This is a genomic window from uncultured Enterovirga sp. (assembly GCF_964242715.1).
Classification (GTDB): Bacteria; Pseudomonadota; Alphaproteobacteria; order Rhizobiales; family Beijerinckiaceae; genus Enterovirga.
The window spans coordinates 33,040-56,862 of sequence record NZ_CAXTAZ010000008.1 but is presented as its reverse complement, the minus strand read 5'-3'; the positions used below and the strand labels follow the sequence as shown (position 1 = coordinate 56,862).

Genomic DNA, 23,823 nt, shown 5'->3' with positions numbered 1-23,823 from the left:
GCGAGAGAAGCCTATTTCCGGCGTTTCGCAGCCTTGCGGGCGGCATAGCGGGCGTCGCGAGCGGCCTTCTGGGCGGATTCGAGCGCGAGTTCCCGCTCCATCCGGTCAAGTTCTTCGCGTTCCTTGAGCTCGTGCTCTTCCTTCTCGCGCTGGATGCGCTCGGCCTCGAGACGAGCCTCTTCCGCGATGCGGGCCTTCTCGCGCTCCGCGCTCCGCGCCTCGCGTGCCTTCGCGATCTCGGCGCGCTCGGCCTGCCGGGCGAGCACCGCCGGATCATCCGCCTTGGGACGGGCGCGAAAACGCTCCAGCATGGCGGCCTTCGCGGTTTGCGAAGCCGAGGCCCGTTCGTCGAACTTAAGATCCTTCAATGCTCACTCCATCCGCGGCCGAATCCTGCAGGACCAGCCGTCCAACCTCGCCGTCACTACGCCTCGACCATGGCGCGGGTCGGACACCAACGCCGCGGGCCGACGCTCGGCTCGCGGGTTCACGTCCCTGTCCCATTCGACCTCGTCCGGGATCGATCCCGTCACGGCGGCCCGAAGGCCTGCGCCACGACGCCAGGATCAACCCGCATGTGCATCCGCGCGCGTTCGAATTCAAGGCGAAACACGCCTCGTCTTCGCCTTTGACGAGGCGATGGCGGGCATGATGAACAAACGCTCGTCGCCGGCATCGAAGGCCGTTCAGAATGTCGCCTCGCTGAAGCTCTGGTCGACGGACCGGTTCCACCGCCCCTCATAGGCCCGAAGCCACCGCGCGGATGGCACCTCGCCGGCCACGATCTCGTCCAGCGGATCGAGGAAGGCGGTCTCGTCCGGTCCCGAATCGTCCCTCGCCCCACGCCGGGCGAGGCCAGCGCGGGAAAGCGCCAGCACGTCGCGCGCCACGTCCCGGGCGCTCCGTCCCGCGACCGTGGCATCGAGCGCGAGGCGCGGGACCTCGTCGCGCAACGCCTGGCGGTCGGAGGCCGACCAGAACCGGACCAGGTCCGCGGCCCCGTCGAGCGCGGCCTCGTCGTAGAGGAGCCCGGTCCATAAGGCCGCCTGGGCGGCGATCATCGCGGGCGGACCGACATCCGAGCCCCGCATTTCGAGATAGCGTTTCAGCCTGACCTCGGGAAAGATCGTCGAGATGTGGTTCGCCCAATCCGACCGGGTCGCGCGCTCGCCGGGCAGAGCCGCGAGCCGCCCGTCCATCAGGTCCCGGAAGGAGAGCCCGGTCACGTCGTGATAGGTGTCGCCGCGCTTCACGAAATACATCGGCACGTCGAGCGCGTAGTCGACCATCCGGTCGTAGCCCATGCCCGTCTCGAAGGCGAAGGGCAGGAGCCCGGTCCGGTTCGGATCCGTGTCCCGCCAGATCTCCGAACGCATCGAGAGGAAGCCGTTCGGCCGGCCGTCGGTGAAAGGGGAATTGGCGAAGAGCGCGGCCGCGACCGGCTGCAGGGCGAGCGCGGTCCGGAGCTTCCGCACCATGTCGGATTCGGAGCCGTAATCCAGGTTCACCTGCACGGTCGCGGTGCGGAACATCATGTCGAGCCCGTAGCGGCCGACCTTCGGCATGTAGCCCGCCATGATGCGGTAGCGACGTTTCGGCATCACGGGCGTCTCGGCCCGGGTCCAGAGCGGGCTCATGCCGAGGGTCAGGAACCCGATCCCGAGCGGGTCGGCGATGCGGCGCACCTCGCCGAGGTGACGCTCGAGTTCCCGCATCGTGTCATGGACGCTCGCGAGGGGCGCGCCCGAGAGTTCGAACTGCCCGCCCGGCTCGATCGAGATCGCGCCGCCGCCGGCCTCGTCGCCGAGCCCGATCGGCCGACCGTCGTCGAGGATCGGCTCCCAGCCGTTCAGCGAGGCGAGGCCCTCGATCACCGCCCGTATCCCGGCGTCGCCCTCATAGGGAACCGGGGAATGGTCGGCCCGGTAGAACGGAATCTTCTCGTGCTCGGTGCCGATCCGCCATTCCGATTTCGGCTTCTCGCCCTCCGCGAACCAGGCGACGAGTTCGTCGCGCGTGGAGATCGGGGCCGCGTCCGTGACATCGCGCGCCATGCGCTACCTCGGCTTTGGGCGAGAGCCCGGATCGTGATGCGGGAATGCGACGCGCGCATTGCGCCGCCGGCCCCGAGGGCGGGGCTTCATAGGACCATTCGGCCCGGCGCTGCAACGCACGGGTAGGTCAGCGCCAATCCCCGAGCGCCACCTGCACGACCGCGAGCGCCGCGACCGCCGCGGTGTCGGCCCTGAGGATGCGGGGGCCGAGCGAGATCCGCCGGATCGGCTCGCGCCGAAGGAGGGATGCGCGCTCCTCGGGATCGAACCCGCCCTCCGGGCCGATCAGCACGGCCACGGGCCCGCCCGGCCCCCCGGGCGAGGTCAGGGCCTGGACAGGCGGACCGATCGGAGCCTCCTCGTCGCAGAAGACGAGAAGCCGGTCGGGTTCCAGCGCCTCGAGCGCGGCGGGCAGGTCCATTTCGGGGAGGACCTCCGGTACGGACAGGATTCCGCATTGCTCCGCCGCCTCGATCATGTTCGCCCGCATCCGGTCCCGATTGATGCGCGACGGCACGGTGCGGGCCGTGAAGACAGGGCGAATCGATCCGGCCCCCATCTCGACCGCCTTCTGCACCATGTAGTCGAGGCGTCCGTGTTTCAGGGGAGCGAACAGGAGGAGGAGATCGGGCCTCGGCGTCTGCGCACGCAGGAGGGAGGTGGGCACAAGCATCGCCGCCTTGCGGCCGGACGCTTCGATCCCGGCCCGCCATTCCCCATCGCGGCCGTTGAAGGCGAGGATCTCCGCGCCGGACGAGAGCCTGAGGACGTTGAGGAGATAGTTCGCGGCCGCCCGATCGAGTTCGACCTCTCCTCCCTCCCGCAAGGAGGCTTCGACGAAGAGGCGGCGGAAGGAGACTTCACGAGGGGACATGAGGCCAATCTATCCCGGCCCGCACCAAAGCCGCCACAATCCTGTGTTTCGGGTCGCACGAGCGAGCCAGGCGTGGCTGCGACGGCACAGCGTCGCCTCGCCGTTTCGTGATAATGATCTCCGGCCTGAGCGGAGGTTGCCAAAGGGGGTGCTCATGTCGCCGAAGTCCCGGACCCAGTCCGCGAGGTTCGCCTCGTTCGCCATCGCCAGCGCCATGTCCGTCCTGGCGGCCGGCGAAGCGTCAGCGCAGGCCTCGGGCTGCGGCGACCTGCAGACCCATCTCGGTCAGCGCAAGGTGATCGCCGAGAAGCTCTCCACGGCGGGCAAGAAGCAGATCGACGCGCGGGTCGCCTGCGCCGGCTTCAACCAGCTCGTCCAGAACGGCAACACGCTCCTGAAATGGGCGACGGCCAACAAGGATTGGTGCCAGATCCCGGATTCCTTCATGCAGAGCATCAAGCTCGACCATGACAAGGCGTCGCAGATCCGGGGCAAGGCCTGCACCGTCGCGGCGAAACAGACCGAGATGGAGAAACAGGCCAAGAATGGCGGCGGCGGCCAGGGCGGGGGAGCCAGCAGCCTTCTCGGCGGTAACGGTTTGTCGGGCGCGACGCAGGTGCCTCAGGGCGCTCTCTGACGATGTTCGACTGAGCGCCCCCGGGTCAGGGGTTCCGCCCGGCGGCCATCTCTTTTTCACGATAGATAACCGGGCGCCGCGGCAGCCGTGCAGGCTTCCGCCTGACGAGAAAACGCGGCCTGCGGCCGGAGAGGACCGCGAGCCTTCGGCGGTCCACGCGCGGGCCGAGCACGAGCCGCCCCATCTGCGGATAGGCCTGATCCAGGGCGCCATCGACCCCTGGCACCAGAAGCGGGAGGCCCGACGAAGCGGCGAGCGAACGCCAAACCGCCACGACCTCGTCTTCGTCATACGGCCCGAGTTCGACGAGGCACGCCCCGGCCGCATCCGCGACCGAGATCCTGAACGCGTCGCCGTCGAGCTTCAGCGCCAGGCCCGCAGGGCGGGCCGCGCCCGCTATCCGGCTAGACAAGGTGCTGATGCCGAGCGGCAGACCCTCGCCGCCGACCGACCCGCTCCAGGCTCCCGCCATGTCGTCCTTCGTCATCGTCGATGCCCTGTATCAGTCCGGCCGCTTCTGTGCTGGTGAGCCGCTCGGATGCCGGGAGGGTGCGACCCGGGCCTTTCCCGCCATCTTAATTCGACCCGGCAAAGTGCCGCCACGCCTCCGCTTTCCGGCGCGATCATCAACGGAAGCTTGCCCGGATCGATCGGATTGGCTTGTTCCCGGGACAGCCCTCCCCTACAGGTCCTCAACAGCCCGGACCCCCATGCGAGACGCCGCAGACCTCTCCCGACGCTTGCTTCCCGAGGTGCGGGACATTGCCAGGGAGGCGGGCGACCTCGCCTTGAGATACTTCCGGCCGGGCGCCGCCACCTCCGCCCGGATCTGGTCCAAGGCCGGCGGCTCCCCGGTCACCGAGGCAGACGTCGCCGTCGATACGTTCCTGAAGGTGCGGCTAAGCCAGCTTCTGCCCGCCGCCGCTTGGCTGTCCGAAGAGACGGCCGACGATGCCCGCCGGATCGGCCGCGACCTCGTCTGGATCGTGGATCCGATCGACGGCACGCGCGCCTATCTCTCCGGCAGCCGCGATTGGTCGGTCGCGATCGCGCTCCTCTTCGAGGACCATCCGGTCCTCGGCATCGTGCATGCGCCGGCGCACAAGACGCTGTACGAGGCCACTCGGGGCGCGGGCGCATTTCGCAACGGCGAGCCCATCCGCGTCTCGGCCACGACGGATCTCGGTTCGTGCAGCGTCGCGGGTCCGAAGCCGCAGGTGGACCGGCTCGCGCGCCGGCATCCCCGGATTGGGCGGCCGCCCCGGATCCCCTCCCTCGCGCTCCGCATCGTCCGGGTCGCCGAGGGCGCGGTCGATCTCGGCCTGATCTCGGCGGACGCCCGAGACTGGGATATCGCGGGCGCCGACATCATCCTGACCGAGGCCGGCGGTCGCCTGAGCGACCTCGCCGGCGCCGCGCCACCGTATAACCGCCCCGACCCCTGCCATGGCGAGCTCGTGGCGGCCCCGGCGGCGTTGCAAGAGCGCGTGATCGAGGCCATCACGTCGCCCTGAACGAGCCGGCGAAGAGGACGTGATGGGTCAAGACAGCAAGCAGCTCCTGCATCTCGTGTTCGGCGGCGAATTGGAGCGGCTGGACGGGACCGAGTTCCGCGACCTGTCCCGGGTCGAGATGGTCGGGGTCTTCCCGAACTACGCAGCCGCGCACGCCGCCTGGAAGGGCAAGGCGCAGGCGACCGTCGACAACGCCCACATGCGCTATTTCATCGTCCACCTGCACCGCCTCCTCGATCCGGCTGCGGCGTAAGCCTCGCGCGATGCCTCGGCTGAAAAACCTCGCCCGGAAACCTGCGGTGCAGCAGGCGGTCGGCTGGTCGTTCGCCCGCTATCTCGACCTCGTGCGGCGGACGAACCGCTTCACGATCGAACCGGCGGACGCCTATGCCCGCCTCGGGCCGATGCAGCCCTTCATTGGGGCGATGTGGCACGGCCAGCATTTCATGGCGCCCTACCTTCGCCGCCCCGAGGACCGGGCGGCGAGCCTCGTCTCCCGATCGAGCGACGGCGAGCTGAACGCGATCGCGCTCCATCATCTCGGCATCCGGGCGATCCGGGGCTCGGGCGCGCGGGGGCGCGACCAGCGCCTGAAGGGCGGATCGAGCGCGCTCCGCGCCATGCTGCGGGCCCTCTCGGACGGCGAGAACATGTTTCTCACAGCCGACATCCCGAAGATCGCTCGCCACTGCGGCACCGGCATCGTGCTGCTGGGCCGCATGTCGGGGCGGCCGATCGTGCCGGTCGCGGTCGCGACGAGCCGGCGCCGCGAGTTCCGGAGCTGGGACCGGGCGAGCCTCGGCCTGCCTTTTGGGCGCGGCGCGATGGTCGTCGGTGAGGCCGTCGCAGTGCCGCCCGACGCGGACGAGGGCGTCCTCGAGGAGAAGCGGCTCGCCGTCGAACGGGAGCTCGACCGGGTCAACGAACGCGCCTTTGCGCTCGTCGGGCGGAGCGATCCCGGTGCGGGGCTGCGCGACCGCCCTTCGTCCGACGCCACGGCCGAGGATCCGGGCGAGACCGGGCCGTGACCCGCCGCCTCCCGGCACCGCTTCTCGCCTACCGGGCGGCCACGATCCTCCTCTCGCCCCTGGCCCCGGCTCTGCTCCGCTGGCGCGCCGGCAAGGGCAAGGAGGATCCCGACCGACTGGGAGAACGGCGGGCGCGGCCGGGCCGGGCACGCCCCCCGGGCAACCTCGTCTGGGCGCATGGCGCCTCGATCGGCGAGACGCAGGCCCTGCTGCCGGTGGTCGAGGCTCTCGTCGGCCGCGGGCTGAAGGTGCTGGTCACGTCGGGCACGCGCACCTCGGCGGAGATCCTGGCCCGCCGCCTGCCTCCCGGGGCGCGCCACCAATATCTGCCGCTCGACGTGCCCCATCTCGTGGCCCGCTTCCTCGCCCATTGGCAGCCCTGCCTCGCCGTCTTCGCCGAATCGGAAATCTGGCCGAACACGATCCTGGAACTCGACCGCCGGCACGTGCCGCTCGTGCTGGTGAATGGTCGGGTTTCGGTCCGCTCCTTCGACGGATGGCGCCGTGCCCCGAGCGTCGCCGCCTCCCTGTTCGGGCGGTTCGCGCTCTGCATGGCCCAGAGCCGGGCCGATGCGGAGCGGCTCTCCGCCCTCGGCGCTCCGCATACGGAGGTCGCCGGCAATCTCAAATTCGACATCGCGCCCCTTCCGGCCGATCCCGGGGCCGTCGAAAGCCTCGCCGGCCTCCTGGCGGGGCGGCCGATCTGGATGGCGGCCAGCACCCATCCGGGCGAGGAGGAAGCCGTGATCTGGGCCCATCTCCAGATGCGCCAGCGTCGCCCGAACCTCCTGACCCTCCTGGCGCCGCGCCATCCGGCCCGGGGCGACGAGATCGCGGATTATGCGGCCTCGGCCGGGCTCTCCGTGACGCGGCGATCGGAAGGTGGCCGGCCCGACGAGGCAGGTGACCTGCACATCGTCGACACGGTCGGCGACCTCGGGCTGTTCTACCGCTTGGCGCCGCTCGTCTTCATGGGGGGATCGCTGGTCCCGCATGGCGGTCAGAACCCGATCGAGCCGGCCCGGCTCGGGGCCGCGATTCTGCACGGGCCGCATGTCGCGAATTTCTCCGACGTCTATGCCGCGCTCGACCGGTCGGGCGGGGCGTTGGCGGTCGCTGACGACGACGCGCTGGCGGCCGCGGCCGAGGACCTTCTCCGGCAGCCGGGGCTCGTGCGCGACATGGCCCGGACCGCGGCCGCGACCGTCGGCGGCCTCGGCGGCGCGCTTGCCCGTACGCTGGCCGCGATCGAGCCCTTCCTGCCGCCGCCCCGCGATCCCCGCGAGGCGCTCTGGTGAAGGCGCCGGACTTCTGGTGGCGGCCGCCCGGCCTCGCCGCCGCCTGTCTCGCACCCGTCGCCTTCGCTTATGGCGCGGTCGCGGCGCGCCGCATGGGCCAGGAGGGCGTACGCGCCGCCGTGCCGATCATCTGCGTCGGCAACGTCACCGTGGGCGGGTCCGGCAAGACGCCGACCGCCATCGCTGTCGCTTCGCTGTTGCGCGAGGCCGGATGGGGACCGGCCTTCCTGCTGCGGGGCTATGGCGGGCGGCTGGCCGGGCCGGTCTCCGTCGATCCCGCTCGTCACGTCGCCGGCGACGTCGGCGACGAGGCGCTGCTTCTCGCCCGTCACGCCCAGACGATCGTGTCCCGCGACCGGCCCGCGGGCGCGGCCGAGGCGGTGGCGCTCGGAGCGCAGGTCATCGTCATGGATGACGGCCTCCAAAACCCCTCTCTGGCGAAGACCCTGAGCCTCGCCGTCTTCGACGGCGCAGTCGGAATCGGGAACGGCCGCGTGCTGCCGGCCGGCCCGCTTCGGGCGCCGCTCCGGGCGCAATGGTCCCGGATCGATGCCGTGGTGATCGTGGGCCCGGGGCCAAGGGGCGACGCGTTCGCCGCCGACGCCGCCGCCCGGACCGTCCCGGTGTTGCGGGCGGCGCTCATCCCCGCCCCGGAGGCAGCGGCGTCGCTGGCCGGCCGCCGCGTGCTCGCCTTTGCGGGAATCGGGCAACCGGCAAAATTCGTTCGGACCTGCCGCGAGGCCGGCCTGGAGGTCGCGGCGACACGCGACTTTCCCGATCATCATCCCTTCACGGCGCCCGAGATCTCGGACCTGCTCGACGCGGCCGAGCGCGATCACCTCGTGCCGGTCACGACGGAGAAGGACGAGGTCCGGCTTCGGGCGCTCGCCGGCTCAGAGCCGCGCCTCGGGCTGATCCGCACGCTTCCCGTCACGCTCGCCTTCGCTCAACCGGACGAGCTTCGGCGGCTCCTGGCGGAGAGGCTGCCCGGCGGCCGCCCGAGCTAGCCGGCTTGCCCGGGTCTCGGAAGCCCGAGCCGCTGCAGCACCGCGTCGGGAGACACATAGGCCTCCTGCCGCTCGACGCTCCAATATTTCAGCTCCTCGAGCGGGATCGCCTCGCCCGTCGCCGCACAGCGCACGAAGCGTCCGGGACGGATCACGCGGATATTCGAGTCGCGGTATTCGATGACGGCCTCGCCGCCGCCTTCGTGCCTGTTCATCCCCGCCTCGCCTGGCCGGTACCCGGCCGTACCGCTTCACATATCGAACAGCGTGTCCTGGACAAGGGGCGCGGCCTTCCGGGGCGCCCTGCTGGCCTGCACGGACCCGCCCTCGGCCAGGACCCTGCGGCGGTCGTCGGCGAATTCGATCTCGAGCGCCCTGCCCGCCACGACCCCCTCCGCCCGGCGCACCGCCCTCCCCTCGCCGTCGCGGACCAGGGCGTAGCCGCGCTCGAGCACGGAGCGGTAGCCGAGGCTCTGAAGCAGGCCTGCCGCCGCACCGACCTGCGCGCGCCGTCGTTCGAGTCCGCCGCGCGCGGCGTGCTCGGCCCGGCCCGCGAGCCCTGCGATGCGCTCACGGCACCTGTCCAGCCGGAGGCGCTCGGCATGGAGCACCGCGTTTCGCGCCACGAGAAGCCGTCCGGCGAGGTCACCGAGGCGGTCGCCGCGCTCCCGCAGCCCGCGCCTGATCGCGTCCTGCGGCTTGGTGCCGACCGCGTCCAACCGGGTGCGGGCCGTCGCGAGTTCGATCCGGGGTGTATGGCGCGCAAGCGCGTCGGAGGCGGTCCGAAGCCGTGTCTCGTGCAGGCGGGCATGGGCGAGGAGCGCCGGGGCGAGCCGTGTCGCGGCAAGGTCGAGGCGCTGGCGCCGGGTTGCGAGAAGCCCTTCCGCGCTCGGCAGCGCGCGGGCGGCGGAGCGAAGCTCCGTCCGGCGGGCCTCGACGACCCGTCCGGTCGCCTCGCGCGACCGAGCGGCAAGCGCGGCCACCTGAAAGACGAGATCCTGCCACACCGGCACCGCCATTTCGGCCGCGCCGGTGGGCGTCGGGGCCCGGAGGTCGGCGACGTGGTCGAGGAGGGTCCAGTCGGTCTCGTGGCCGATGGCCGAGATCAGCGGGATCGTGCTCGCGGCCGCTGCCCGGACCACGGCCTCGTCGTTGAAGCCCCACAGGTCTTCCAGCGAGCCGCCGCCCCGCGCCACGATCAGCACGTCCGGTCGCGGGATCGGCCCGCCGGGCGGCAACGCGTTCAGCCCGGCGATGCCGGCAGCCACCTCGGTCCCGCAGGTCTCGCCCTGAACCCGAACGGGCCATACGAGGACGTGGCGCGGGAAGCGGTCCTCCAGCCGGTGCAGGATGTCTCGGATCACCGAGCCGGTCGGCGACGTGACGACGCCGACGACGCGCGGCAGGAAGGGCGGCCGGCGCTTCCGCTCAGCCGCGAACAAGCCCTCGGCCGCGAGCGTCCGCCGCCGCTCGTCGAGCAAAGCCATGAGCGCGCCGACGCCCGCCGGCTCCAACGATTCGATGACGATCTGATAGGTCGACTTGCCCGGAAAGGTCGTGATGCGGCCGGTCGCGATCACCTCCAGCCCCTCCTGCGGCTTGAAGCGCAGCCGGGCGAAGGCTGTCTTCCAGATGACGGCGTCGAGCCGCGCCTCCCGATCCTTCAGGCAGAAATAGGCGTGACCCGAGGCGTGCGGGCCCTTGTAGCCCGAGATCTCGCCCCGCAGCCGGACATGGCCGAACCGATCCTCGAGCGTGCGGCGGAGCGCACCCGCGAGCTCCGACACCGTCCATTCGGGCGCGTTCGTGACCTCGGGTAGGGACGGGGCAGCGGCGGGACTCATCCCGTCATTCTAGCGCAGCTCTGAGCGCGACGACACGAGCCGATGTTGATCGCGACCGACATGGCCATATGATGCAGCCATATCTGGATCCAGCAGCCATGGCCGCGGCCGAACTCACCCTCAACGTCACGGAATTCAAGGCCAAGAGCCTGAAGCTCTTCGACCAGCTCTCGCGAGGCGAGATCGGCAGGATCACCGTGACGAAGCGTGGGCGGCCCGTTGCCACGGTGTCGGCCGCTCCGCCCGATGCCAAACTTGGTGTCGAAGACCTCTATGGACGGCTCCGAGGAACCGTCTCGATCCCCCCGGGCGTCGATATCACCGAGCCCGTCATCCACCCGGAATGGGAAGAGGAGATGCTGCGGGATTGGGACGAGCAGAACCGTTGATGCTGCTCGACACCCACGCCCTGCTCTGGTTCGGCTTCGGGCAAGGCCTGTCGAAAGCCGCTGATATGGCGATCGACGAGGCCCTTCTCGCGGACGGAATCTACGTATCCGCCGTGAGCGCATGGGAGATCGAAACGCTGGTCAGAGTAGGGCGTCCGAGCCTGAGCGCATCGCCGGAAGCCTGGTTCGAGATGGCGACTGCCGGATCGTCGATCCAAGTCGTGTCGCTGGACGCGGATACGGCCTTCGCTGCCACAAACCTGCCTGGCGACTTCCACCGCGACCCCGCCGACCGCTTCCTTGTCGCAACCGCCCGATCTCTCCGCGTGCCGATCGTTACCCGCGACCGCCATATCCTCGCCTACGCGGCCGCGGGCCACGTGCAAGCCGTCGCCTGTTGATGCGGCAAGCCTGCGCGGCTAGGCAGCGCTGACCGGGCCGGGCTCACACCTATGAACATCCTTCTCATCGGCTCAGGCGGGCGCGAGCATGCGCTCTCCCAGGCGATCGTCGCGAGCCCGCTTTGCGCGCGCCTCCTGATCGCGCCGGGCAACCCGGGCACGGCAGAGCACGGTACGAATGTCGCCCTCGACATCAGCGACCATCAGGCGGTGGCGGAACTCTGCCGGCGCGAGGTCGTGGAATTCGTCGTCGTCGGGCCGGAGGCGCCGCTCGTCGCTGGCATCGTCGACGACCTCGAGGCGGAAGGGATCAAAGTCTTCGGGCCGACCCGAGCGGCGGCGCAACTCGAAGGCTCGAAGAGCTTCACCAAGGAATTCGCGCGCGACTTCGACATCCCGACCGCTGCCTTCGCACGCTTCACCGATCCGGCCGCCGCGAAGGCCTATGTCCGGGACACCGGCGCCCCGATCGTCGTCAAGGCGGACGGGCTCGCGGCCGGCAAGGGCGTCGTCGTGGCCGAGACGGTCGAAGAAGCAGAGGCCGCGATCGACCTGATGTTGGGCGGCGGGCTCGGCCTGGCCGGGGCCGAGATCGTGGTCGAGGAATGCCTGTTCGGCGAGGAGGCGAGCGTCTTCGCGCTCTGCGACGGCACGCGCGCGCTCCCGCTCGGCACGGCCCAGGACCACAAGCGGGCGGAGGACGGCGACCGCGGCCCGAATACCGGCGGCATGGGCGCCTATTCGCCGGCCACCCTGATCACGCCCGAACTGGACGAGGAGATCATGGCCCGGATCATCCGGCCGACCCTCGACGGCATGCGGCAGCGCGGGACACCCTTCGTCGGCATCCTCTATGCCGGCTTGATGGTGACGGCGGATGGCCCGAAACTGATCGAGTACAATGTGAGGTTCGGCGATCCCGAGGCGCAGGTCCTGCTGCCGCGGCTTCGCACCGACATCGTCGCCGCCATGCTGGCGGCCCGCGACGGCGTGCTCGAAGAGATTCGTGGCCTGAGCTGGTCGGATTTCCCGGCCGTCACCGTGGTGATGGCGACGAAGGGCTATCCGGGTCCGGTCGAGCGCGGCTCGGCGATCCGGGGCGTCGACGAGGCGGGCCAGATGGAGAACGTGACCGTGTTCCAGGCTGGCACGGCGCGGGACGCAGACGGCGGGCTCGTTGCCGCCGGGGGCCGGGTCCTCGCCGTGACCGCGCTCGCGCCGACCTTCGCGGAGGCTCAGGCGCGGGCGTATGAGGGCATCGCCGCCATCGACTGGCCGGAGGGATTCTGCCGGAGCGATATCGGCCGGCGGGCGGTCGAGCGCGAGGCGAGCGTCAAGGGGGACGCGACATGAGCGACGACCTCTTTCCCGGCTTCGCCTCGCATTGGATCGACACCGAGGCCGGCCGGATCTTCGCGCGCTCGGCCGGCGAGGGCCCGCCGCTCGTGCTGCTGCACGGGTTTCCGCAGACCCACGCCATGTGGCACCGCATCGCTCCGGCGCTCGCCCGCACGCACCGGGTCGTCTGCATGGACCTTCGCGGCTACGGCTGGTCCTCGGCGCCGGGCAGCCACGGCGGGGAGCGCTACACGAAACGCGCCATGGGCCGCGACGTCGTCGCCGTGATGGAGCATCTCGGCCATGTCCGCTTCGCGCTCGCCGGCCACGATCGCGGCGCCCGGGTCGGCTACCGGCTGGCGCTCGACGAGCCCGGCCGGATCGAGCGGCTCGCGCTTCTCGACATCCTGCCGACCTTCGAGGTCTGGAACCGGGTCCGGGCCGGCATCCAGCCCACGGCACATTGGGACGACCTCGCCCGGCCGGAGCCCGTGCCGGAAGAGGAGATCGGCCGTGACCCCCCGCCCTATTTCGAGGGATTGATGCGCCAATGGTCAGGCCCGAAATCGCTCGACGTCTTCGACTCGCGCGCGCTGCATGCCTATCGGCAGAGCTGCAACGATCCCTCGCGCATCCACGCCTTCTGCGAGGATTACCGGGCCGGCAAGACGACCGACGTCGCCGATGACGAGGCCGACATGGCGGCGGGGCGGCGAATCGGCTGCCCGAGCCTTCTCGTCTGGACTTCGCACTATCTTCGCCGGGAGGGCGCGGAAGCGCCGCCCGAGACGTGGCGAAGGACCTTCGCGCCGGAGATCATCGACGCGGAGGTCGCCAGCGGCCATTTCGTGGCGGAAGAAGCGTCAGAGGCGACGCTCGCCGGGTTGCAGCGATTCCTGGGCTGACGGGTCGTGCGTGCTTCGAGACGCGGCCTGCGCCGCTCCTCAGCATGACGCCGGGATAGTCTCCGCTGCTATCCACTACCGGCGCCATGCTAAGGAGCCCGCGCAGCGGGCGTCTCGAAGCACGCTCCACGTCGGGCAAAGCAGTCGTCTACTTGACCCGATTACATCTCCCGCACTCGCCGCTGCAGCTTGACCATGCCGCCGAGCCAGCGGTCGTAATTCTCGGCCTTGTTCCGCATATAGCCGGCGACCTGCTCGTGCGGCAGGATCAGGAAGGTCTCGGAATCGAGCCCCTTAACCGCGGCCTCCGCGACCTGGTCCGGGGATAGCACCCCGTCTAGCGCGGCCGGGTTCGACCGATCGCGCCCGAGCATGGCCGTGTCCACGCCCTGCGGGCACAGGATAGCTACCCGGATTCCATCGTCGCGATGCGCGATGGCCAGGTTTTCGGCGAATCCGACGGCCGCGTGTTTGGTGGTGGAATAGATCGCGCTGCCGACCTGGGACAGCAAACCTGCGGCGGACACCGTGTGCAGGAACCAGCCGCCGCCCCGTGCCTTCATGCGGGGCACGAGCGCCCGAGCCGCCCAGACATGGGCCATGACGTTCACGGCCCAGCTCCGCGCCCAGAGCTCGTCCGGCGCTCCCGCTGGATGCTCGGATCGCCGGTCCAGGCCGGCCAGAATTCCGGCATTGGAGCAGAACAGGCCGATCGGCCCGAAGCGCTCTTCCGTCGCCGCAATGACCCGCAGAATGTCGGCCTCGCAGCACACGTCGCAGCCAAAACCCGCGCCGCCGACCTTCCGAGCGACGGCCTCGGCACCCGGACCGTTCATGTCGGCAACGACGACCGCGCTCGCGCCTTCGCGATGAAAGGCCTCGCAGAGCGCGCGGCCGATGCCGTCGGCCCCGCCTGTCACCACGACAACCTTGCCGGCGACTTTCATGGCGATCGGCCCCCTTCCGAGCGTAACCCTCCCCGTCCGACGCCCTGCATGGCAGGGTGTGGCGACGATGGCCTGGCTACCGGATCAGCCCACCTACGGAGCCCGGCAGAGGCCGAGCGTCCGAGGCGCGTTCAGGAAGCAGATAGGCGACTGGACGTCAGCTGAGGTGGCGAGACAGGTGCTTGTTCATCTCGAACATCGTCACCTTGTCGATCCCGAAAACCTTCTTCAGATTGTCGTCGGCCAGGATCTCGCGACCGTTCTTCGGGTTCTGCAGCTTGTTCTTCTTGATGTATTCCCAAACCTTGGACACGACCTCGGTGCGGGGAAGCGGCTTCGTTCCGACGATGGCGCCGAGTTCCTTGGAGGGGTTCATCGGCTTCATCAGGGCCGGGTTCACCTTCTTGGCGGCCTTTTCCTTGGGAGCCGCAGCAGCCTTGGGAGCAGCAGCCGCCTTCGGGGCCGCCTTTTCCTTCGGGGGCGCCTTCGCCTTCGCGGTCGTCGTCTTGGTTTCCTTGGCCATTCCGCCTCTCCTCTACGGCTTATAAGGATTTCGAGCCTTGTGCGGCCTTGACGGCCGCGTCAACGGGGGAATCTCGACTCCGCTGTGAGTTTTTGCCCATTTCGGCCCTCATGGCGGGCGTTTTAGGCTCAAACAGGCGCAACCCGGGCGCTGGAGGCAGAAATTCGGTATGACGTCCATTCTCCTTGGAGGCGAAACAAAATGACATCCGCCGCCTCGCATCCGGTCGATATCGGCCACCTGAAGACCTGGCAGGGCCGAACCGAAAGCGCCTCGGGGACAATCACACCCTGGCTCGACCAGGCGTTCCGGGCGATTCTCGACCGGCCGGAAGCGGTCCCGCCCGGCGCCCCGGCTCCGCTCGGCATCCATTGGTGTCTCGCCCTGCCCACCGTTCCGATGCGGGAGCTCGGCGAAGACGGCCATCCGGCACGTGGCGGCTTCCTGCCGCCGGTGCCGCTCCCACGCCGGATGTGGGCCGGGGGCCGGCTGCGTTTCCCGGGCGAATTGCGGGTCGGGGACGAGGTCGAGCGACGCTCGCGCGTGGTCTCGGTCGAGATGAAGCAGGGCCGGACAGGACCGCTCGTCTTCGTCCTCGTCGAGCATGAGGTCGTGACCGAGCAAGGCGTCGCGATCGTGGAGGAACACGACATCGTCTATCGCGGTCTGGACGTCGCGGCCCCGTCTGCACCCGCCGCCGTGCCACGTGCCGTCCCGCCTGCCGAGAGGCGAGAACCGAACGGCGGGTCCGGTCGCGAAATCGTGCCCTCCCCGGTCCTCCTGTTCCGCTACTCGGCGCTGACCTTCAACGGCCACCGCATCCATTACGACCGCAGCTACGTGACCGAGGTGGAGGGCTATCCGGGCCTGATCGTCCATGGCCCGCTGCAGGCGACCTTGCTGATGGGGCTCGCGGCCGAGATCCTCGGCCGGCACCCGGCCCGGTTCGAGTTCCGGGCCGAGCGGCCGCTCTTCGACCTCGCTCCCTTCCGGATCGAGGGGCGGCAGGAGGAGAGCGAGGCGATCCTTCGCGTGCTCGACGCCGAAGGCCGCCCGACGATGACGGCCAGAGCCTCGCTCGGCGCCTGACCGGACCGTTCAGGCTGCCTGCCGCGCCGGACCGGACAGGGAGACCGCGAAGGACGCCTCGGTCTTCGACCTGATCTCCTCCTCGGAAACGCCGTCCGCGAGTTCGATCAGCGTCATGCCGCCCGAGCCCTTCTTGTCGATGGCGAAGACGCCGAGATCTGTGATCACCATGTCGACGACATTGGCGCCGGTCAGCGGCAGGTTGCAGCGGTGGAGGAGCTTCGGCTCCGTCGTGCCGTCCTTGTTGCGGGCGGAATGCTCCATCACGACGACGACCTTCTTGACGCCTGCGACGAGGTCCATGGCGCCGCCCATCCCCTTCACCATCTTGCCCGGGATCATCCAGTTCGCCAGGTCGCCATTCTCGGCAACCTGCATGGCGCCGAGGATCGACAGGTCGATATGGCCGCCGCGGATCATCGCGAAGGAGTCGGACGACGAGAAATAACTCGTCGACGGCAATTCCGTGATGGTCTGCTTGCCGGCATTGATGAGGTCGGGATCCTCGTCCCCCTCATACGGAAAGGGTCCCATCCCCATCATGCCGTTCTCGGATTGCAGCTGAACGCTCATTCCGTCCGGAATGAAGTTCGAGACGAGGGTCGGAATGCCGATCCCGAGATTGACGTAATAGCCATCCCGCAGCTCGCGGGCGGCGCGCTGCGCCATCTGATCGCGTGTCCAGGCCATGATACTGTCCTTATCAGATGGGGCCGCCGCCAGCCGAGGCGGCGGCGGGCTCTGGCGATCGCTTGCGGGTCGTGCGCTGCTCGATCCGCTTCTCGGCCTGCGGCACGTGGATCATGCGCTTCACGTAGATGCCGGGCGTGATGATGTGGTCGGGGTCGATCTCGCCCGGACGGACGAGATGCTCGACCTGCGCCACCGTCACCTTGGCGGCGCTCGCCATCATCGGATTGAAATTCCGGGCCGTCTTTCGATAGACGAGATTACCCTCGGTATCGCCCTTCCAGGCATGCACGACCGCGAGGTCGGCGAAGAGGCCGCGCTCCATCACGTAATGCTCGCCGTCGAATTCGCGGGTCTCCTTGCCTTCCGCGATCAGCGTGCCGTAACCGGTCTTGGTGAAGAAGGCCGGGATGCCGGCGCCGCCGGCCCGGATCCGCTCGGCGAGCGTGCCCTGCGGATTGAACTCGATCTCGAGTTCGCCCGCGAGATACTGCGTCGCGAAGGTCTTGTTCTCGCCGACATAGGACGAGATCATCTTACGGATCTGCCGCGTCTCGAGGAGGAGTCCGAGCCCGACCGCATCGATTCCGGCATTGTTCGAGATGACCGTCAGATCCTTCACGCCGGAGTCCCGTATCGCGGCGATCAGCACGTCCGGTATGCCGCAGAGCCCGAAGCCTCCGGCCATGATCGACATGCCGTCGCGCAGAATTCCGGACAGGGCCGCCGTCGCGTCCGGGTGGACCTTCTTCATTCGCTTTTCTCCCCGCGGCGAGCGCCGCCTCCCTGCCTCGACCATATCCGGGCGCCTTGCGCGAACCAAGCGCGTTGCTCCTAAGACGACCGGGACCCTGTGTCGGCTCTTGGACAAATTCGCCCGGGAGGGCTAGACGGAACGCGACACGGCCCCGCTTTCGCCGGCCAAGCCATGGCAGACGCCCCCGCATGACAGCCTCCGCCGCCTGAATGTCCCGACGATCCGTCGCGCTCTGCCTGTTGGCCGTGATGGCTCTGGTGCTGGCGCTGATCCCTTGGGAGATTTCGTCCGATCGGTTGAGGAGCGCGGTTGCGCGCCAGATCCGGAATGAGTTCGGACTGGAGCTTGGGATGCAGGGCCGGGCCACCCTGGTGTTTCTCCCAGTCCCGCGTCTGAAGATACAGGGCGTGACGCTCGCCGACGAAGCCGGCGCGTTTTCGGCCGTGGGCCAGTTCAACGGGGACCTACGGCTTCTCTCCTTCCTGACCGCCCGCGTGCGGTTTTCCGACGTCCGGATCGTGAGGGCGCGCATCCAGGTGGCGCTCGACGGCGCCGGCCGGAATGCCTGGACGGCAGGTCTCGATCGCCTGCGCGAGCGCCTGACGGGCGGCGATCCAGGACCCTCCAGGGTGGACCGGATCATCGTCACGGATTCGGAGCTCGCGCTCGTCCATCCGGGCGACGGGCAGGTCACGGAATGGCGCCGGCTGAACGCGACGATCCGCTGGCCGGAAGCGGGAGGCGATGTCGACCTCTCGGCCTCGGGCCTGTGGAAAGGCGAACTCGTCTCGGTCGCGCTCTCCGGTCTGACGCCAAGCCTGCTTCTCGGGGGCGCGAGCGACAGGCTCGACATCCGGGCCACGAGCCGCCTCGGCCGCGTGAATCTCTTGGGCTCCGTCACGCTCGGCCCGACGCCGCATTATGCCGGATTGCTCGCGATCCAGACCCCCTCGCTGGGATCGCTCGCCCGTTGGACGGGGCTCGGGCTCGATCTTCAGGATCTCGACCAGCCGGCGGGGCTCAGCGGGGACGCGCGGCTCGATTCGGCCGGCGTCGAATGGCCCAAAGCCGTCCTCGACCTGGGACGGGACCGGCTCGACGGCAGCCTTGCCTACAGGGTCGACGGCGAGCGCCCGAAACTGCGCGCGACGCTCGCCGGCGGCGACCTCGATCTCGGCTGGGTGATGCCTGTCGCCAACCCGACCCGGGCGACCGCACCCCGCGGCGATTACGACGTGCGCCTCTCCGCCTCCGGCATGCGGATGGGCGATCTCCGCCTGGGCGATCTTGCGGCCGGCATCCTGGTCAGCGGCGAGCGACTCGAAGTGTCCGTGGCACGCGCGACGCTGGCGGGCGGCTCGGTCAAGGGCCGCCTCTCGGCCGCGCTCGACGGCGAAGGACGCGACATGCGGGGCCAGGTCTCGATCGACAAGGTCGACCTCGAAAGCCTGCTCTCGAAGACGGCGCCAGGCCGCGGTATCTCAGGCACGATCGGTGGTCAGGCGACCTTCGAGGCGCTGGGCGAGAGCCAGGCCGACCTCTCGCGCCATCTCCGCGGCCGGGTGATGCTGGTGGCCCGCGACGGCGAGATCTCAGGCATTGCCCTGAACGAGGCGGCGAAGCGGGTCGACGTCAGGCGCGCGGCGGGAGCGACGCCCGACTGGCGCGGCGGCCGGACCCGTTTCGGCGAGGCCCAGCTCCACCTGAACTTCGCGGACGGGGTGGCCGAGATCACCGACGGCCGCGTCCAGACGATCACCACCCAGACCCGCGTCAGGGGCCGCATCTCTCTCTCCGACGGGGCGCTCGCGCTCCAGGCCACGACCCGCCTGGTCGACCCACCCGCGACCGAGCGGCCCTTTCTCGTCCTCGACGTCCGGGGACCCATCGAAAAGCCGGTCGTGAGTTCGAGGGCGCCCGAAGACGTGACCGGAGCGACGGACATCCGTCACTGACGAGCGGGCGTGCGCTGCTCCGAGTCTCCTTCGCGGCCCATGGCGCGGGTCATGGATCCTCGCGCATGGCGGCGGCCACGCGGGACTGAAGGAGGTCGGGCTTTCGGAGCACGAGGGCGCCCCGCGTCCGCTCGATCAGCGCCTCGGAATCGAGCGCGGTGAATTCGCGTGTCACCTGCTCCCGCCGGCAGCCGATCCGGGCCGCGAGCACATGATGGTAGGGCGGCGGCGTCACGACCCGCTCGCCCGGATGGCCGCTCCGCGGGATCGAGAGCCTGAGAAGTTCGGCATAGAGGCGGTGCCGGAGATCGAGCACGGTATGCTCCATGATCCGGGCGTCGAGTTCGCGGATCCGGCCGGTGAGCAGCCGGAACAGCCGATCGGCCACGACCGGCGAGGACAGGACGAGCTCCCGAAACACGGCCGAGGTCATGACGCAGACCTCGCCCCGGGTCAGGGCGGTGACATTCGCCGAGCGGGCGATGCCATCCAGCGCCGCGAGTTCTCCGAACAGGGCGCCGGCCCGCATCTCGCCAAGAATGACCTCCTTGCCGGAGCGCGTCCGGATGAGCACCCGGACGTCGCCCGAGATCAGGAAGAACACGTCGGTCGAGGAATCGTCGAAATCGACCAGGATCTCGTCGGGCTTGAACGAGCGGCAATGCGAGCGCGCCCCATAGGGAGCAAGATCGATCTCAGCCCCCTTGAACAGCGCCACATTGGCCAGCCGGTGCATGCCATCCACCCTCGCCGGAGGCAGGAACCAAGGCGCCTCCCCTGTCAAGCCGACCTCGGGCGGACGCCTACAGGACCGCGATCAGCCGCACGAAAGGCTCGCGCTCGCCCTCTCCAGAACGCGCAGAACGCGCAGGCCCTCCTCCCCATCGCTCGTCGGACGCGCGCCGGTCCGGACGCAGTCGAGGAAATGCAGGCATTCCCGGCGGAGCGGTTCGCCGGGCTCGACGGCGACCGGCTCCGGCTCGGCCCGCTCCGCGAAGGGCATTCCGCCGCGATCCTCGATCCGGTGGCGGTAGAGGACGAGCTTCCGCTCCCAGGGCTCCCGGTCGTCGAACACCGCCATCGCCCGCTCGCCCACGACGACCAGGCGCTGCTCCTTGAACGGGTGGAGCCAGGACACCCGGATTTCGGCCCTGACGCCACTCGGGAAGCGGAGATCCACGCCGGCAGTGTCGGCGATCGTCGGGTGCGTGTGATAGCCGCCCTGCGCCGTCACCGCGTCCGGCTCCTCGCCGACGAGGGCCAGGATCATGGAGACGTCGTGGGGGGCGAGCGCCCAGAGCGCATCCTCCTCGCGGCGGATGCGGCCGAGATCGAGCCGGGTCGAGACGAGAGACAGGAGCCGCCCGAGCGTGCCAGCCCGAACCAGTTCGAGCAAAACGAGGAAAGCCGGGTGATATTGCAGGATATGGCCGACCATGAGCCGGCGTTCGTGCCGGGCGGCGACGGCCAGGAGTTCCGCCGCCTCCCCGGTCGTCATCGCCATCGGCTTTTCGACGAAGAGGTGCTTGCCGGCCTCGAGCGCCCGGCGGCCGAGGGACAGGTTTTGCGAGGGCGGCAGCGCCATCGCGACCGCGCTGATCCCGGGATCGGCCAGTACCTCGTCGAAGCTCGCGACCGGCACCCCGTGCTGGGCCGACAGCCGTGCTGCCGCTTCGAGGTCGCGGTCGACGATCGCCGCGAGGGCGCCGATTTCGGCATAGTTGCGGGCGTGGTTGCGGCCCCACATCCCGACCCCGACCACGGCCACCTTGGGCCCGTCCTGTCCCGCTCGCTCGGTCATGCCGTCCTGCACCAGAGTGTCGGGCGCTGCTCTACCGGCGCGCGATCCCAGGGTCGAGCCGGCCCGTCCTTCCACGGACCGGCGCTTGCCTCGCGAGGCTCGCCCGGCCATGAACCCGGCATGCTCCACATCACCGATCTAACCTATCGCATCGGCGACCGGCTGATCCTCGATCATGCGGGCGCGGCGTTGCCCGCGCGGGCGCGGGTCGGGCTGGTCGGCCGGAACGGCGCCGGCAAGTCGACCCTGTTCCGGCTCGTCCAGGGCGAGATCGCCTCCGAATCGGGCGGGATCTCGCTGCCGCGCCAGACCCGGATCGGCGCGGTCGCCCAGGAGGCCCCGAGCGGGCCCGAGACGCTGGTCGAGGTCGTCCTCGCGGCCGACACGGAGCGTGCCGCCCTGATGGCGGAGGCCGAGCAGGCCGACGGCATGCGGCGGGCCGAGATCGAGACGCGGCTCACCGATATCGGCTCGCATGCCGCCCCGGCCCGGGCCGCGACCATCCTGCACGGGCTCGGCTTCGATGCGGCCGCCCAGGCCCGGCCGTGCTCGGATTTCTCGGGCGGCTGGCGCATGCGGGTCGCGCTGGCCGCGGTCCTCTTCGCCGAGCCCGACCTGCTCCTCCTCGACGAGCCGACGAACTATCTGGATCTCGAAGGCACGCTCTGGCTCTACGACTATCTCGGCCGCTACCCGCATTCGATCGTGGTCATCAGCCACGACCGCGACCTCCTCGACACTTCGGTCGACCACATCCTGCATCTCGAGCGCGGAAAGCTCACGCTGTTTCGCGGCAACTACACGTCCTTCGCCAAGCAGCATGCCGAGAAGCGCCGGCTCGAGCAGAAATTCGCGGCCAAGCAGGAGGCCGAGCGCAAGCATCTGCAGGCCTTCGTCGACCGGTTCCGGGCGACGGCCTCGAAGGCGCGCCAGGCCCAGTCGCGGGTGAAGCGGCTGGCGAAGCTCGAACCATCCTCGACCATGGTCGACGAGAATACGCTGCCCTTCATCCTCCCCTCGCCCGAGCGGGCGCTGTCGCCGCCGCTGATCGCGATGGAGGGCGTGGCGGCCGGATACGGCGACCGAACGATCCTGAAGCGGCTCGACCTCACCATCCTGCCGGACGACCGGATCGCGCTCCTCGGCCAGAACGGCAACGGCAAGTCGACCTTCTGCAAGATCCTCGGCGGCCGGCTCGAACCGCAGGCCGGCACGATCCGGCGTTCAGCCAAGATGGACGTGGCCTATTTCGCCCAGCACCAGCTCGACGAGCTCAGGCCCAACGCCACGCCCTTCCTCCAGGTCGGCGAGCGCATGCCGGGCGAGCCGGAGGCGAAGATCCGCTCGCGCTGCGCCCGGTTCGGCTTCCCGGGCCAGAAGGCGGACACGCCGGTCGAGAACCTGTCCGGCGGCGAGAAGGCCCGGCTCCTGATGGGGCTCGCCGCCTTCAACAGCCCGCATATGCTGATCCTGGACGAGCCGACGAACCACCTCGACATTGATTCGCGCACCGCGCTGATGGAGGCGATCAACGACTACGAGGGTGCCGTCATCCTCGTCAGCCACGATCGCTTCCTGATCGAGGCCTGCGCCGACCGGCTCTGGATCGTCGGCAACGGCGCCGTCAAATCCTTCGACGGCGACATGGACGATTACCGGAAATTCGTCCTCTCGGGCGAGGCCGATCCCGCGCCCGCCAAGGCGCGGCCCGAGGAGGACAAGGCCGAGCGGGCGGAGGAGCGAAAGCGCGCCGCCGACCGCCGCACCGCCGCCGCGCCCCTGCGCAAGCGCCTGCACGCGCTCGAGATCCGCATCGACAAGCTCGGCACCGCGATCAAGAAGATCGACACCGCCATGGCCGGCGGCCGGGCCTATGCCGAGGACCCGGCCAAGGCCCGCGACATCGCCCGGATGCGGGGCGAGGCGGCGGCCGCCTTGGCCAGCGCCGAGGACGAGTGGCTGACGCTGTCCGGGGAGATCGAGGCTGCGGCCGGGTGAGGCCGGCGGTTCAGGCGAGGCCGACCGCCTCGCTTCCGATCCGCAAGCCGAACGTCTCCGACAAGCTTCGCTGACCGGCCGGCGTGACCGCGACGGCCCGCGTGTTGTCGGCGCGCCGGATCCAGCCCTTGTCGAAACAGGTCCGGCAGAGGGCGGCCCCGACCGCGCCGGCGAGATGGGGGCGTCGCTCGCTCCAGTCCAGGCAGGGCCGGCAGAAGACCCGGCCGCTTCCACGGCCGGCCGATCGGGCGGACGCGGTGTCGAGATCGACGCCGATGCCGTGGAGGAACACGGCTCCGGCCTCGGTCAGCGCGCCCCCGTCCGACGTGAATTCGATATATCCACGCTCGACCAGGCGGTCTGCCATCGCGACCGCGATCTGCCCGGCGAGGTGGTCGTAGCAGGTCCGGGCGCGCCGGAGCGCCTGGTCCCTCGGCCCGACGACCGGACTCTTCCGCCGGTTTGCACCAGCGCCACCGAGATCGGCCGAGACCGCCATGATGCTCTCCAGCATCTGGGCGACCGAGGCCGAGGCCAGCCGGTGATAGCGATGCCGCCCCTGCCGCTCCATGGCGAGCAACCCGGCGGTGGTCAGCCGCGCGAGGTGGCCGCTCGCGGTCTGGGGAGCGACGCCCGCATGGCGGGCCAGTTCCGACGCCGTGAGCGCGCGTCCATCCATCAGCGCGGTCAGCATGTTGGCCCGGGCGGGATCCCCGATCAGAGCAGCCGTTTCGGCGAAGGCAGACGTGCTGAGCATCTTTAGGCCTCGTGTCC

The 23,823-nt window shown here is 69.8% G+C and carries 26 protein-coding genes; 13 read left to right on the top strand and 13 right to left on the bottom strand.

The features are described from left to right. Positions 1-11: 11 nt before the first annotated feature. The 3 genes from ACFE87_RS06255 to ACFE87_RS06245 form a co-directional block, all read right to left on the bottom strand. On the bottom strand, positions 12-368 hold the full coding sequence (locus ACFE87_RS06255; RefSeq protein ID WP_375458763.1) for a DUF6481 family protein: 357 nt from the start codon (positions 366-368) through the stop codon (positions 12-14). A 318-nt stretch (positions 369-686) separates the two neighbouring features. Next, positions 687-2,054 (bottom strand): glutamate--cysteine ligase, encoded by a 1,368-nt coding sequence (locus ACFE87_RS06250; RefSeq protein WP_375458762.1) that lies wholly within the window; start codon positions 2,052-2,054, stop codon positions 687-689. A gap of 127 nt (positions 2,055-2,181) precedes the next feature. Continuing rightward, positions 2,182-2,928 (bottom strand): 16S rRNA (uracil(1498)-N(3))-methyltransferase, encoded by a 747-nt coding sequence (locus tag ACFE87_RS06245; RefSeq protein WP_375458761.1) that lies wholly within the window; start codon positions 2,926-2,928, stop codon positions 2,182-2,184. 154 nt (positions 2,929-3,082) lie between these two features. Here ACFE87_RS06245 and ACFE87_RS06240 point away from each other — a divergent pair, with 154 nt between their 5' ends. Continuing rightward, complete coding sequence (locus ACFE87_RS06240; RefSeq protein ID WP_375458760.1) at positions 3,083-3,565, top strand: hypothetical protein; 483 nt, start codon at positions 3,083-3,085, stop codon at positions 3,563-3,565. A 25-nt stretch (positions 3,566-3,590) separates the two neighbouring features. Here the strand turns inward: ACFE87_RS06240 and ACFE87_RS06235 are convergent, their stop codons facing one another. After that, positions 3,591-4,052 carry a DUF6101 family protein gene (locus ACFE87_RS06235; protein ID WP_375458759.1) on the bottom strand — a complete coding sequence of 154 codons (462 nt, stop codon included), beginning with the start codon at positions 4,050-4,052 and terminating at the stop codon, positions 3,591-3,593. Between the two features lie 223 nt (positions 4,053-4,275). On the opposite strand from ACFE87_RS06235, the gene ACFE87_RS06230 reads away from it, so the two are divergent. Genes ACFE87_RS06230 through lpxK form a run of 5 tightly spaced genes read left to right on the top strand, consistent with a single transcriptional unit; the run spans position 4,276 to position 8,412 of the window. Then, positions 4,276-5,079, top strand: coding sequence for an inositol monophosphatase family protein (locus ACFE87_RS06230; RefSeq protein ID WP_375458758.1), 804 nt, complete (start codon positions 4,276-4,278; stop codon positions 5,077-5,079). Positions 5,080-5,101: 22 nt separating this feature from the next. After that, positions 5,102-5,332: a DUF4170 domain-containing protein gene (locus ACFE87_RS06225; RefSeq protein WP_375458757.1), complete on the top strand. Its 231-nt coding sequence runs from the start codon at positions 5,102-5,104 to the stop codon at positions 5,330-5,332. A 10-nt stretch (positions 5,333-5,342) separates the two neighbouring features. Further along, entirely contained in the window at positions 5,343-6,107 is a 765-nt protein-coding gene (locus tag ACFE87_RS06220; RefSeq protein ID WP_375458756.1) for a lysophospholipid acyltransferase family protein, read from the top strand. Next, on the top strand, positions 6,104-7,405 hold the full coding sequence (locus tag ACFE87_RS06215) for a 3-deoxy-D-manno-octulosonic acid transferase (RefSeq protein ID WP_375458755.1): 1,302 nt from the start codon (positions 6,104-6,106) through the stop codon (positions 7,403-7,405). Before ACFE87_RS06220 ends, ACFE87_RS06215 begins: the two co-directional genes overlap by 4 nt. Further along, a complete protein-coding gene (gene lpxK / locus ACFE87_RS06210; RefSeq protein ID WP_375458754.1) occupies positions 7,402-8,412 on the top strand; it encodes a tetraacyldisaccharide 4'-kinase in 1,011 nt (336 codons plus the stop codon). The genes ACFE87_RS06215 and lpxK overlap by 4 nt, the downstream gene beginning before the upstream one ends. Here lpxK and ACFE87_RS06205 read toward each other — a convergent pair. Together ACFE87_RS06205 and xseA are read right to left on the bottom strand one after the other, a co-directional pair. After that, on the bottom strand, positions 8,409-8,627 hold the full coding sequence (locus tag ACFE87_RS06205; RefSeq protein WP_375458753.1) for a DUF2093 domain-containing protein: 219 nt from the start codon (positions 8,625-8,627) through the stop codon (positions 8,409-8,411). The genes lpxK and ACFE87_RS06205 overlap by 4 nt on opposite strands. Before the next feature lie 36 nt (positions 8,628-8,663). Then, positions 8,664-10,256 carry an exodeoxyribonuclease VII large subunit gene (xseA, locus tag ACFE87_RS06200; protein ID WP_375458752.1) on the bottom strand — a complete coding sequence of 531 codons (1,593 nt, stop codon included), beginning with the start codon at positions 10,254-10,256 and terminating at the stop codon, positions 8,664-8,666. Positions 10,257-10,354: 98 nt separating this feature from the next. Here xseA and ACFE87_RS06195 point away from each other — a divergent pair, with 98 nt between their 5' ends. From ACFE87_RS06195 to ACFE87_RS06180, 4 genes are read left to right on the top strand one after another with little or no spacing between them, the layout of a single operon-like run. Further along, positions 10,355-10,645, top strand: a complete 291-nt coding sequence (locus ACFE87_RS06195) for a type II toxin-antitoxin system Phd/YefM family antitoxin (protein WP_375458751.1) — start codon at positions 10,355-10,357, stop codon at positions 10,643-10,645. After that, the gene (locus ACFE87_RS06190) at positions 10,645-11,046 is read left to right on the top strand and encodes a type II toxin-antitoxin system VapC family toxin (RefSeq protein WP_375458750.1); all 402 of its coding nucleotides are present in this window, start codon (positions 10,645-10,647) and stop codon (positions 11,044-11,046) included. Before ACFE87_RS06195 ends, ACFE87_RS06190 begins: the two co-directional genes overlap by 1 nt. Positions 11,047-11,097: 51 nt before the next feature. Further along, positions 11,098-12,399 carry a phosphoribosylamine--glycine ligase gene (gene purD / locus ACFE87_RS06185; protein ID WP_375458749.1) on the top strand — a complete coding sequence of 434 codons (1,302 nt, stop codon included), beginning with the start codon at positions 11,098-11,100 and terminating at the stop codon, positions 12,397-12,399. After that, the gene (locus ACFE87_RS06180) at positions 12,396-13,289 is read left to right on the top strand and encodes an alpha/beta hydrolase (RefSeq protein ID WP_375458748.1); all 894 of its coding nucleotides are present in this window, start codon (positions 12,396-12,398) and stop codon (positions 13,287-13,289) included. Before purD ends, ACFE87_RS06180 begins: the two co-directional genes overlap by 4 nt. A 161-nt stretch (positions 13,290-13,450) precedes the next feature. Here the strand turns inward: ACFE87_RS06180 and ACFE87_RS06175 are convergent, their stop codons facing one another. After that, positions 13,451-14,236, bottom strand: a complete 786-nt coding sequence (locus tag ACFE87_RS06175) for an SDR family NAD(P)-dependent oxidoreductase (protein ID WP_375458747.1) — start codon at positions 14,234-14,236, stop codon at positions 13,451-13,453. Between the two features lie 157 nt (positions 14,237-14,393). Continuing rightward, the gene (locus ACFE87_RS06170; protein ID WP_375458746.1) at positions 14,394-14,759 is read right to left on the bottom strand and encodes an SWIB/MDM2 domain-containing protein; all 366 of its coding nucleotides are present in this window, start codon (positions 14,757-14,759) and stop codon (positions 14,394-14,396) included. Between the two features lie 201 nt (positions 14,760-14,960). On the opposite strand from ACFE87_RS06170, the gene ACFE87_RS06165 reads away from it, so the two are divergent. Next, entirely contained in the window at positions 14,961-15,848 is an 888-nt protein-coding gene (locus ACFE87_RS06165) for a MaoC family dehydratase N-terminal domain-containing protein (protein ID WP_375458745.1), read from the top strand. A 9-nt stretch (positions 15,849-15,857) separates the two neighbouring features. On the opposite strand, the gene ACFE87_RS06160 is transcribed toward ACFE87_RS06165, so the two are convergent. Next, positions 15,858-16,538, bottom strand: a complete 681-nt coding sequence (locus tag ACFE87_RS06160) for a 3-oxoacid CoA-transferase subunit B (protein WP_375458744.1) — start codon at positions 16,536-16,538, stop codon at positions 15,858-15,860. 13 nt (positions 16,539-16,551) lie between these two features. Further along, positions 16,552-17,292: a CoA transferase subunit A gene (locus tag ACFE87_RS06155; protein WP_375458743.1), complete on the bottom strand. Its 741-nt coding sequence runs from the start codon at positions 17,290-17,292 to the stop codon at positions 16,552-16,554. Between the two features lie 212 nt (positions 17,293-17,504). Between ACFE87_RS06155 and ACFE87_RS06150 the strand changes: the two genes are divergently transcribed. Continuing rightward, entirely contained in the window at positions 17,505-19,250 is a 1,746-nt protein-coding gene (locus ACFE87_RS06150; protein ID WP_375458742.1) for an AsmA family protein, read from the top strand. A 49-nt stretch (positions 19,251-19,299) separates the two neighbouring features. Here the strand turns inward: ACFE87_RS06150 and ACFE87_RS06145 are convergent, their stop codons facing one another. Both ACFE87_RS06145 and ACFE87_RS06140 read right to left on the bottom strand, forming a co-directional pair. Beyond that, positions 19,300-19,986 carry a Crp/Fnr family transcriptional regulator gene (locus ACFE87_RS06145; RefSeq protein ID WP_375458741.1) on the bottom strand — a complete coding sequence of 229 codons (687 nt, stop codon included), beginning with the start codon at positions 19,984-19,986 and terminating at the stop codon, positions 19,300-19,302. An 81-nt stretch (positions 19,987-20,067) separates the two neighbouring features. After that, complete coding sequence (locus ACFE87_RS06140) at positions 20,068-21,051, bottom strand: Gfo/Idh/MocA family protein (protein ID WP_375458740.1); 984 nt, start codon at positions 21,049-21,051, stop codon at positions 20,068-20,070. 120 nt (positions 21,052-21,171) lie between these two features. Between ACFE87_RS06140 and ACFE87_RS06135 the strand changes: the two genes are divergently transcribed. Then, on the top strand, positions 21,172-23,049 hold the full coding sequence (locus ACFE87_RS06135) for an ABC-F family ATP-binding cassette domain-containing protein (RefSeq protein ID WP_375458739.1): 1,878 nt from the start codon (positions 21,172-21,174) through the stop codon (positions 23,047-23,049). A gap of 10 nt (positions 23,050-23,059) precedes the next feature. Here ACFE87_RS06135 and ACFE87_RS06130 read toward each other — a convergent pair whose 3' ends face one another. Beyond that, positions 23,060-23,806 (bottom strand): ArsR/SmtB family transcription factor, encoded by a 747-nt coding sequence (locus ACFE87_RS06130; protein ID WP_375458738.1) that lies wholly within the window; start codon positions 23,804-23,806, stop codon positions 23,060-23,062. Between the last annotated feature and the right edge of the window lie 17 nt (positions 23,807-23,823).

Excerpts from the sequence above, each read along its gene's own strand:
- ACFE87_RS06130 (WP_375458738.1), bottom strand. The coding sequence starts at position 23,806 with ATGCTCAGCACGTCTGCCTTCGCCGAAACGGCTGCTCTGATCGGGGAT.
- ACFE87_RS06160 (WP_375458744.1), bottom strand. The coding sequence starts at position 16,538 with ATGGCCTGGACACGCGATCAGATGGCGCAGCGCGCCGCCCGCGAGCTG.
- ACFE87_RS06170 (WP_375458746.1), bottom strand. The coding sequence starts at position 14,759 with ATGGCCAAGGAAACCAAGACGACGACCGCGAAGGCGAAGGCGCCCCCG.
- ACFE87_RS06145 (WP_375458741.1), bottom strand. The coding sequence starts at position 19,986 with ATGCACCGGCTGGCCAATGTGGCGCTGTTCAAGGGGGCTGAGATCGAT.
- ACFE87_RS06245 (WP_375458761.1), bottom strand. The coding sequence starts at position 2,928 with ATGTCCCCTCGTGAAGTCTCCTTCCGCCGCCTCTTCGTCGAAGCCTCC.
- ACFE87_RS06220 (WP_375458756.1), top strand. The coding sequence starts at position 5,343 with ATGCCTCGGCTGAAAAACCTCGCCCGGAAACCTGCGGTGCAGCAGGCG.
- xseA (WP_375458752.1), bottom strand. The coding sequence starts at position 10,256 with ATGAGTCCCGCCGCTGCCCCGTCCCTACCCGAGGTCACGAACGCGCCC.
- ACFE87_RS06230 (WP_375458758.1), top strand. The coding sequence starts at position 4,276 with ATGCGAGACGCCGCAGACCTCTCCCGACGCTTGCTTCCCGAGGTGCGG.
- ACFE87_RS06205 (WP_375458753.1), bottom strand. The coding sequence starts at position 8,627 with ATGAACAGGCACGAAGGCGGCGGCGAGGCCGTCATCGAATACCGCGAC.
- purD (WP_375458749.1), top strand. The coding sequence starts at position 11,098 with ATGAACATCCTTCTCATCGGCTCAGGCGGGCGCGAGCATGCGCTCTCC.
- ACFE87_RS06235 (WP_375458759.1), bottom strand. The coding sequence starts at position 4,052 with ATGACGAAGGACGACATGGCGGGAGCCTGGAGCGGGTCGGTCGGCGGC.
- ACFE87_RS06180 (WP_375458748.1), top strand. The coding sequence starts at position 12,396 with ATGAGCGACGACCTCTTTCCCGGCTTCGCCTCGCATTGGATCGACACC.
- ACFE87_RS06190 (WP_375458750.1), top strand. The coding sequence starts at position 10,645 with ATGCTGCTCGACACCCACGCCCTGCTCTGGTTCGGCTTCGGGCAAGGC.
- ACFE87_RS06225 (WP_375458757.1), top strand. The coding sequence starts at position 5,102 with ATGGGTCAAGACAGCAAGCAGCTCCTGCATCTCGTGTTCGGCGGCGAA.
- ACFE87_RS06155 (WP_375458743.1), bottom strand. The coding sequence starts at position 17,292 with ATGAAGAAGGTCCACCCGGACGCGACGGCGGCCCTGTCCGGAATTCTG.
- ACFE87_RS06240 (WP_375458760.1), top strand. The coding sequence starts at position 3,083 with ATGTCGCCGAAGTCCCGGACCCAGTCCGCGAGGTTCGCCTCGTTCGCC.
- ACFE87_RS06150 (WP_375458742.1), top strand. The coding sequence starts at position 17,505 with ATGTCCCGACGATCCGTCGCGCTCTGCCTGTTGGCCGTGATGGCTCTG.
- ACFE87_RS06250 (WP_375458762.1), bottom strand. The coding sequence starts at position 2,054 with ATGGCGCGCGATGTCACGGACGCGGCCCCGATCTCCACGCGCGACGAA.
- ACFE87_RS06135 (WP_375458739.1), top strand. The coding sequence starts at position 21,172 with ATGCTCCACATCACCGATCTAACCTATCGCATCGGCGACCGGCTGATC.
- ACFE87_RS06165 (WP_375458745.1), top strand. The coding sequence starts at position 14,961 with ATGACATCCGCCGCCTCGCATCCGGTCGATATCGGCCACCTGAAGACC.
- ACFE87_RS06140 (WP_375458740.1), bottom strand. The coding sequence starts at position 21,051 with ATGACCGAGCGAGCGGGACAGGACGGGCCCAAGGTGGCCGTGGTCGGG.
- ACFE87_RS06175 (WP_375458747.1), bottom strand. The coding sequence starts at position 14,236 with ATGAAAGTCGCCGGCAAGGTTGTCGTGGTGACAGGCGGGGCCGACGGC.
- ACFE87_RS06195 (WP_375458751.1), top strand. The coding sequence starts at position 10,355 with ATGGCCGCGGCCGAACTCACCCTCAACGTCACGGAATTCAAGGCCAAG.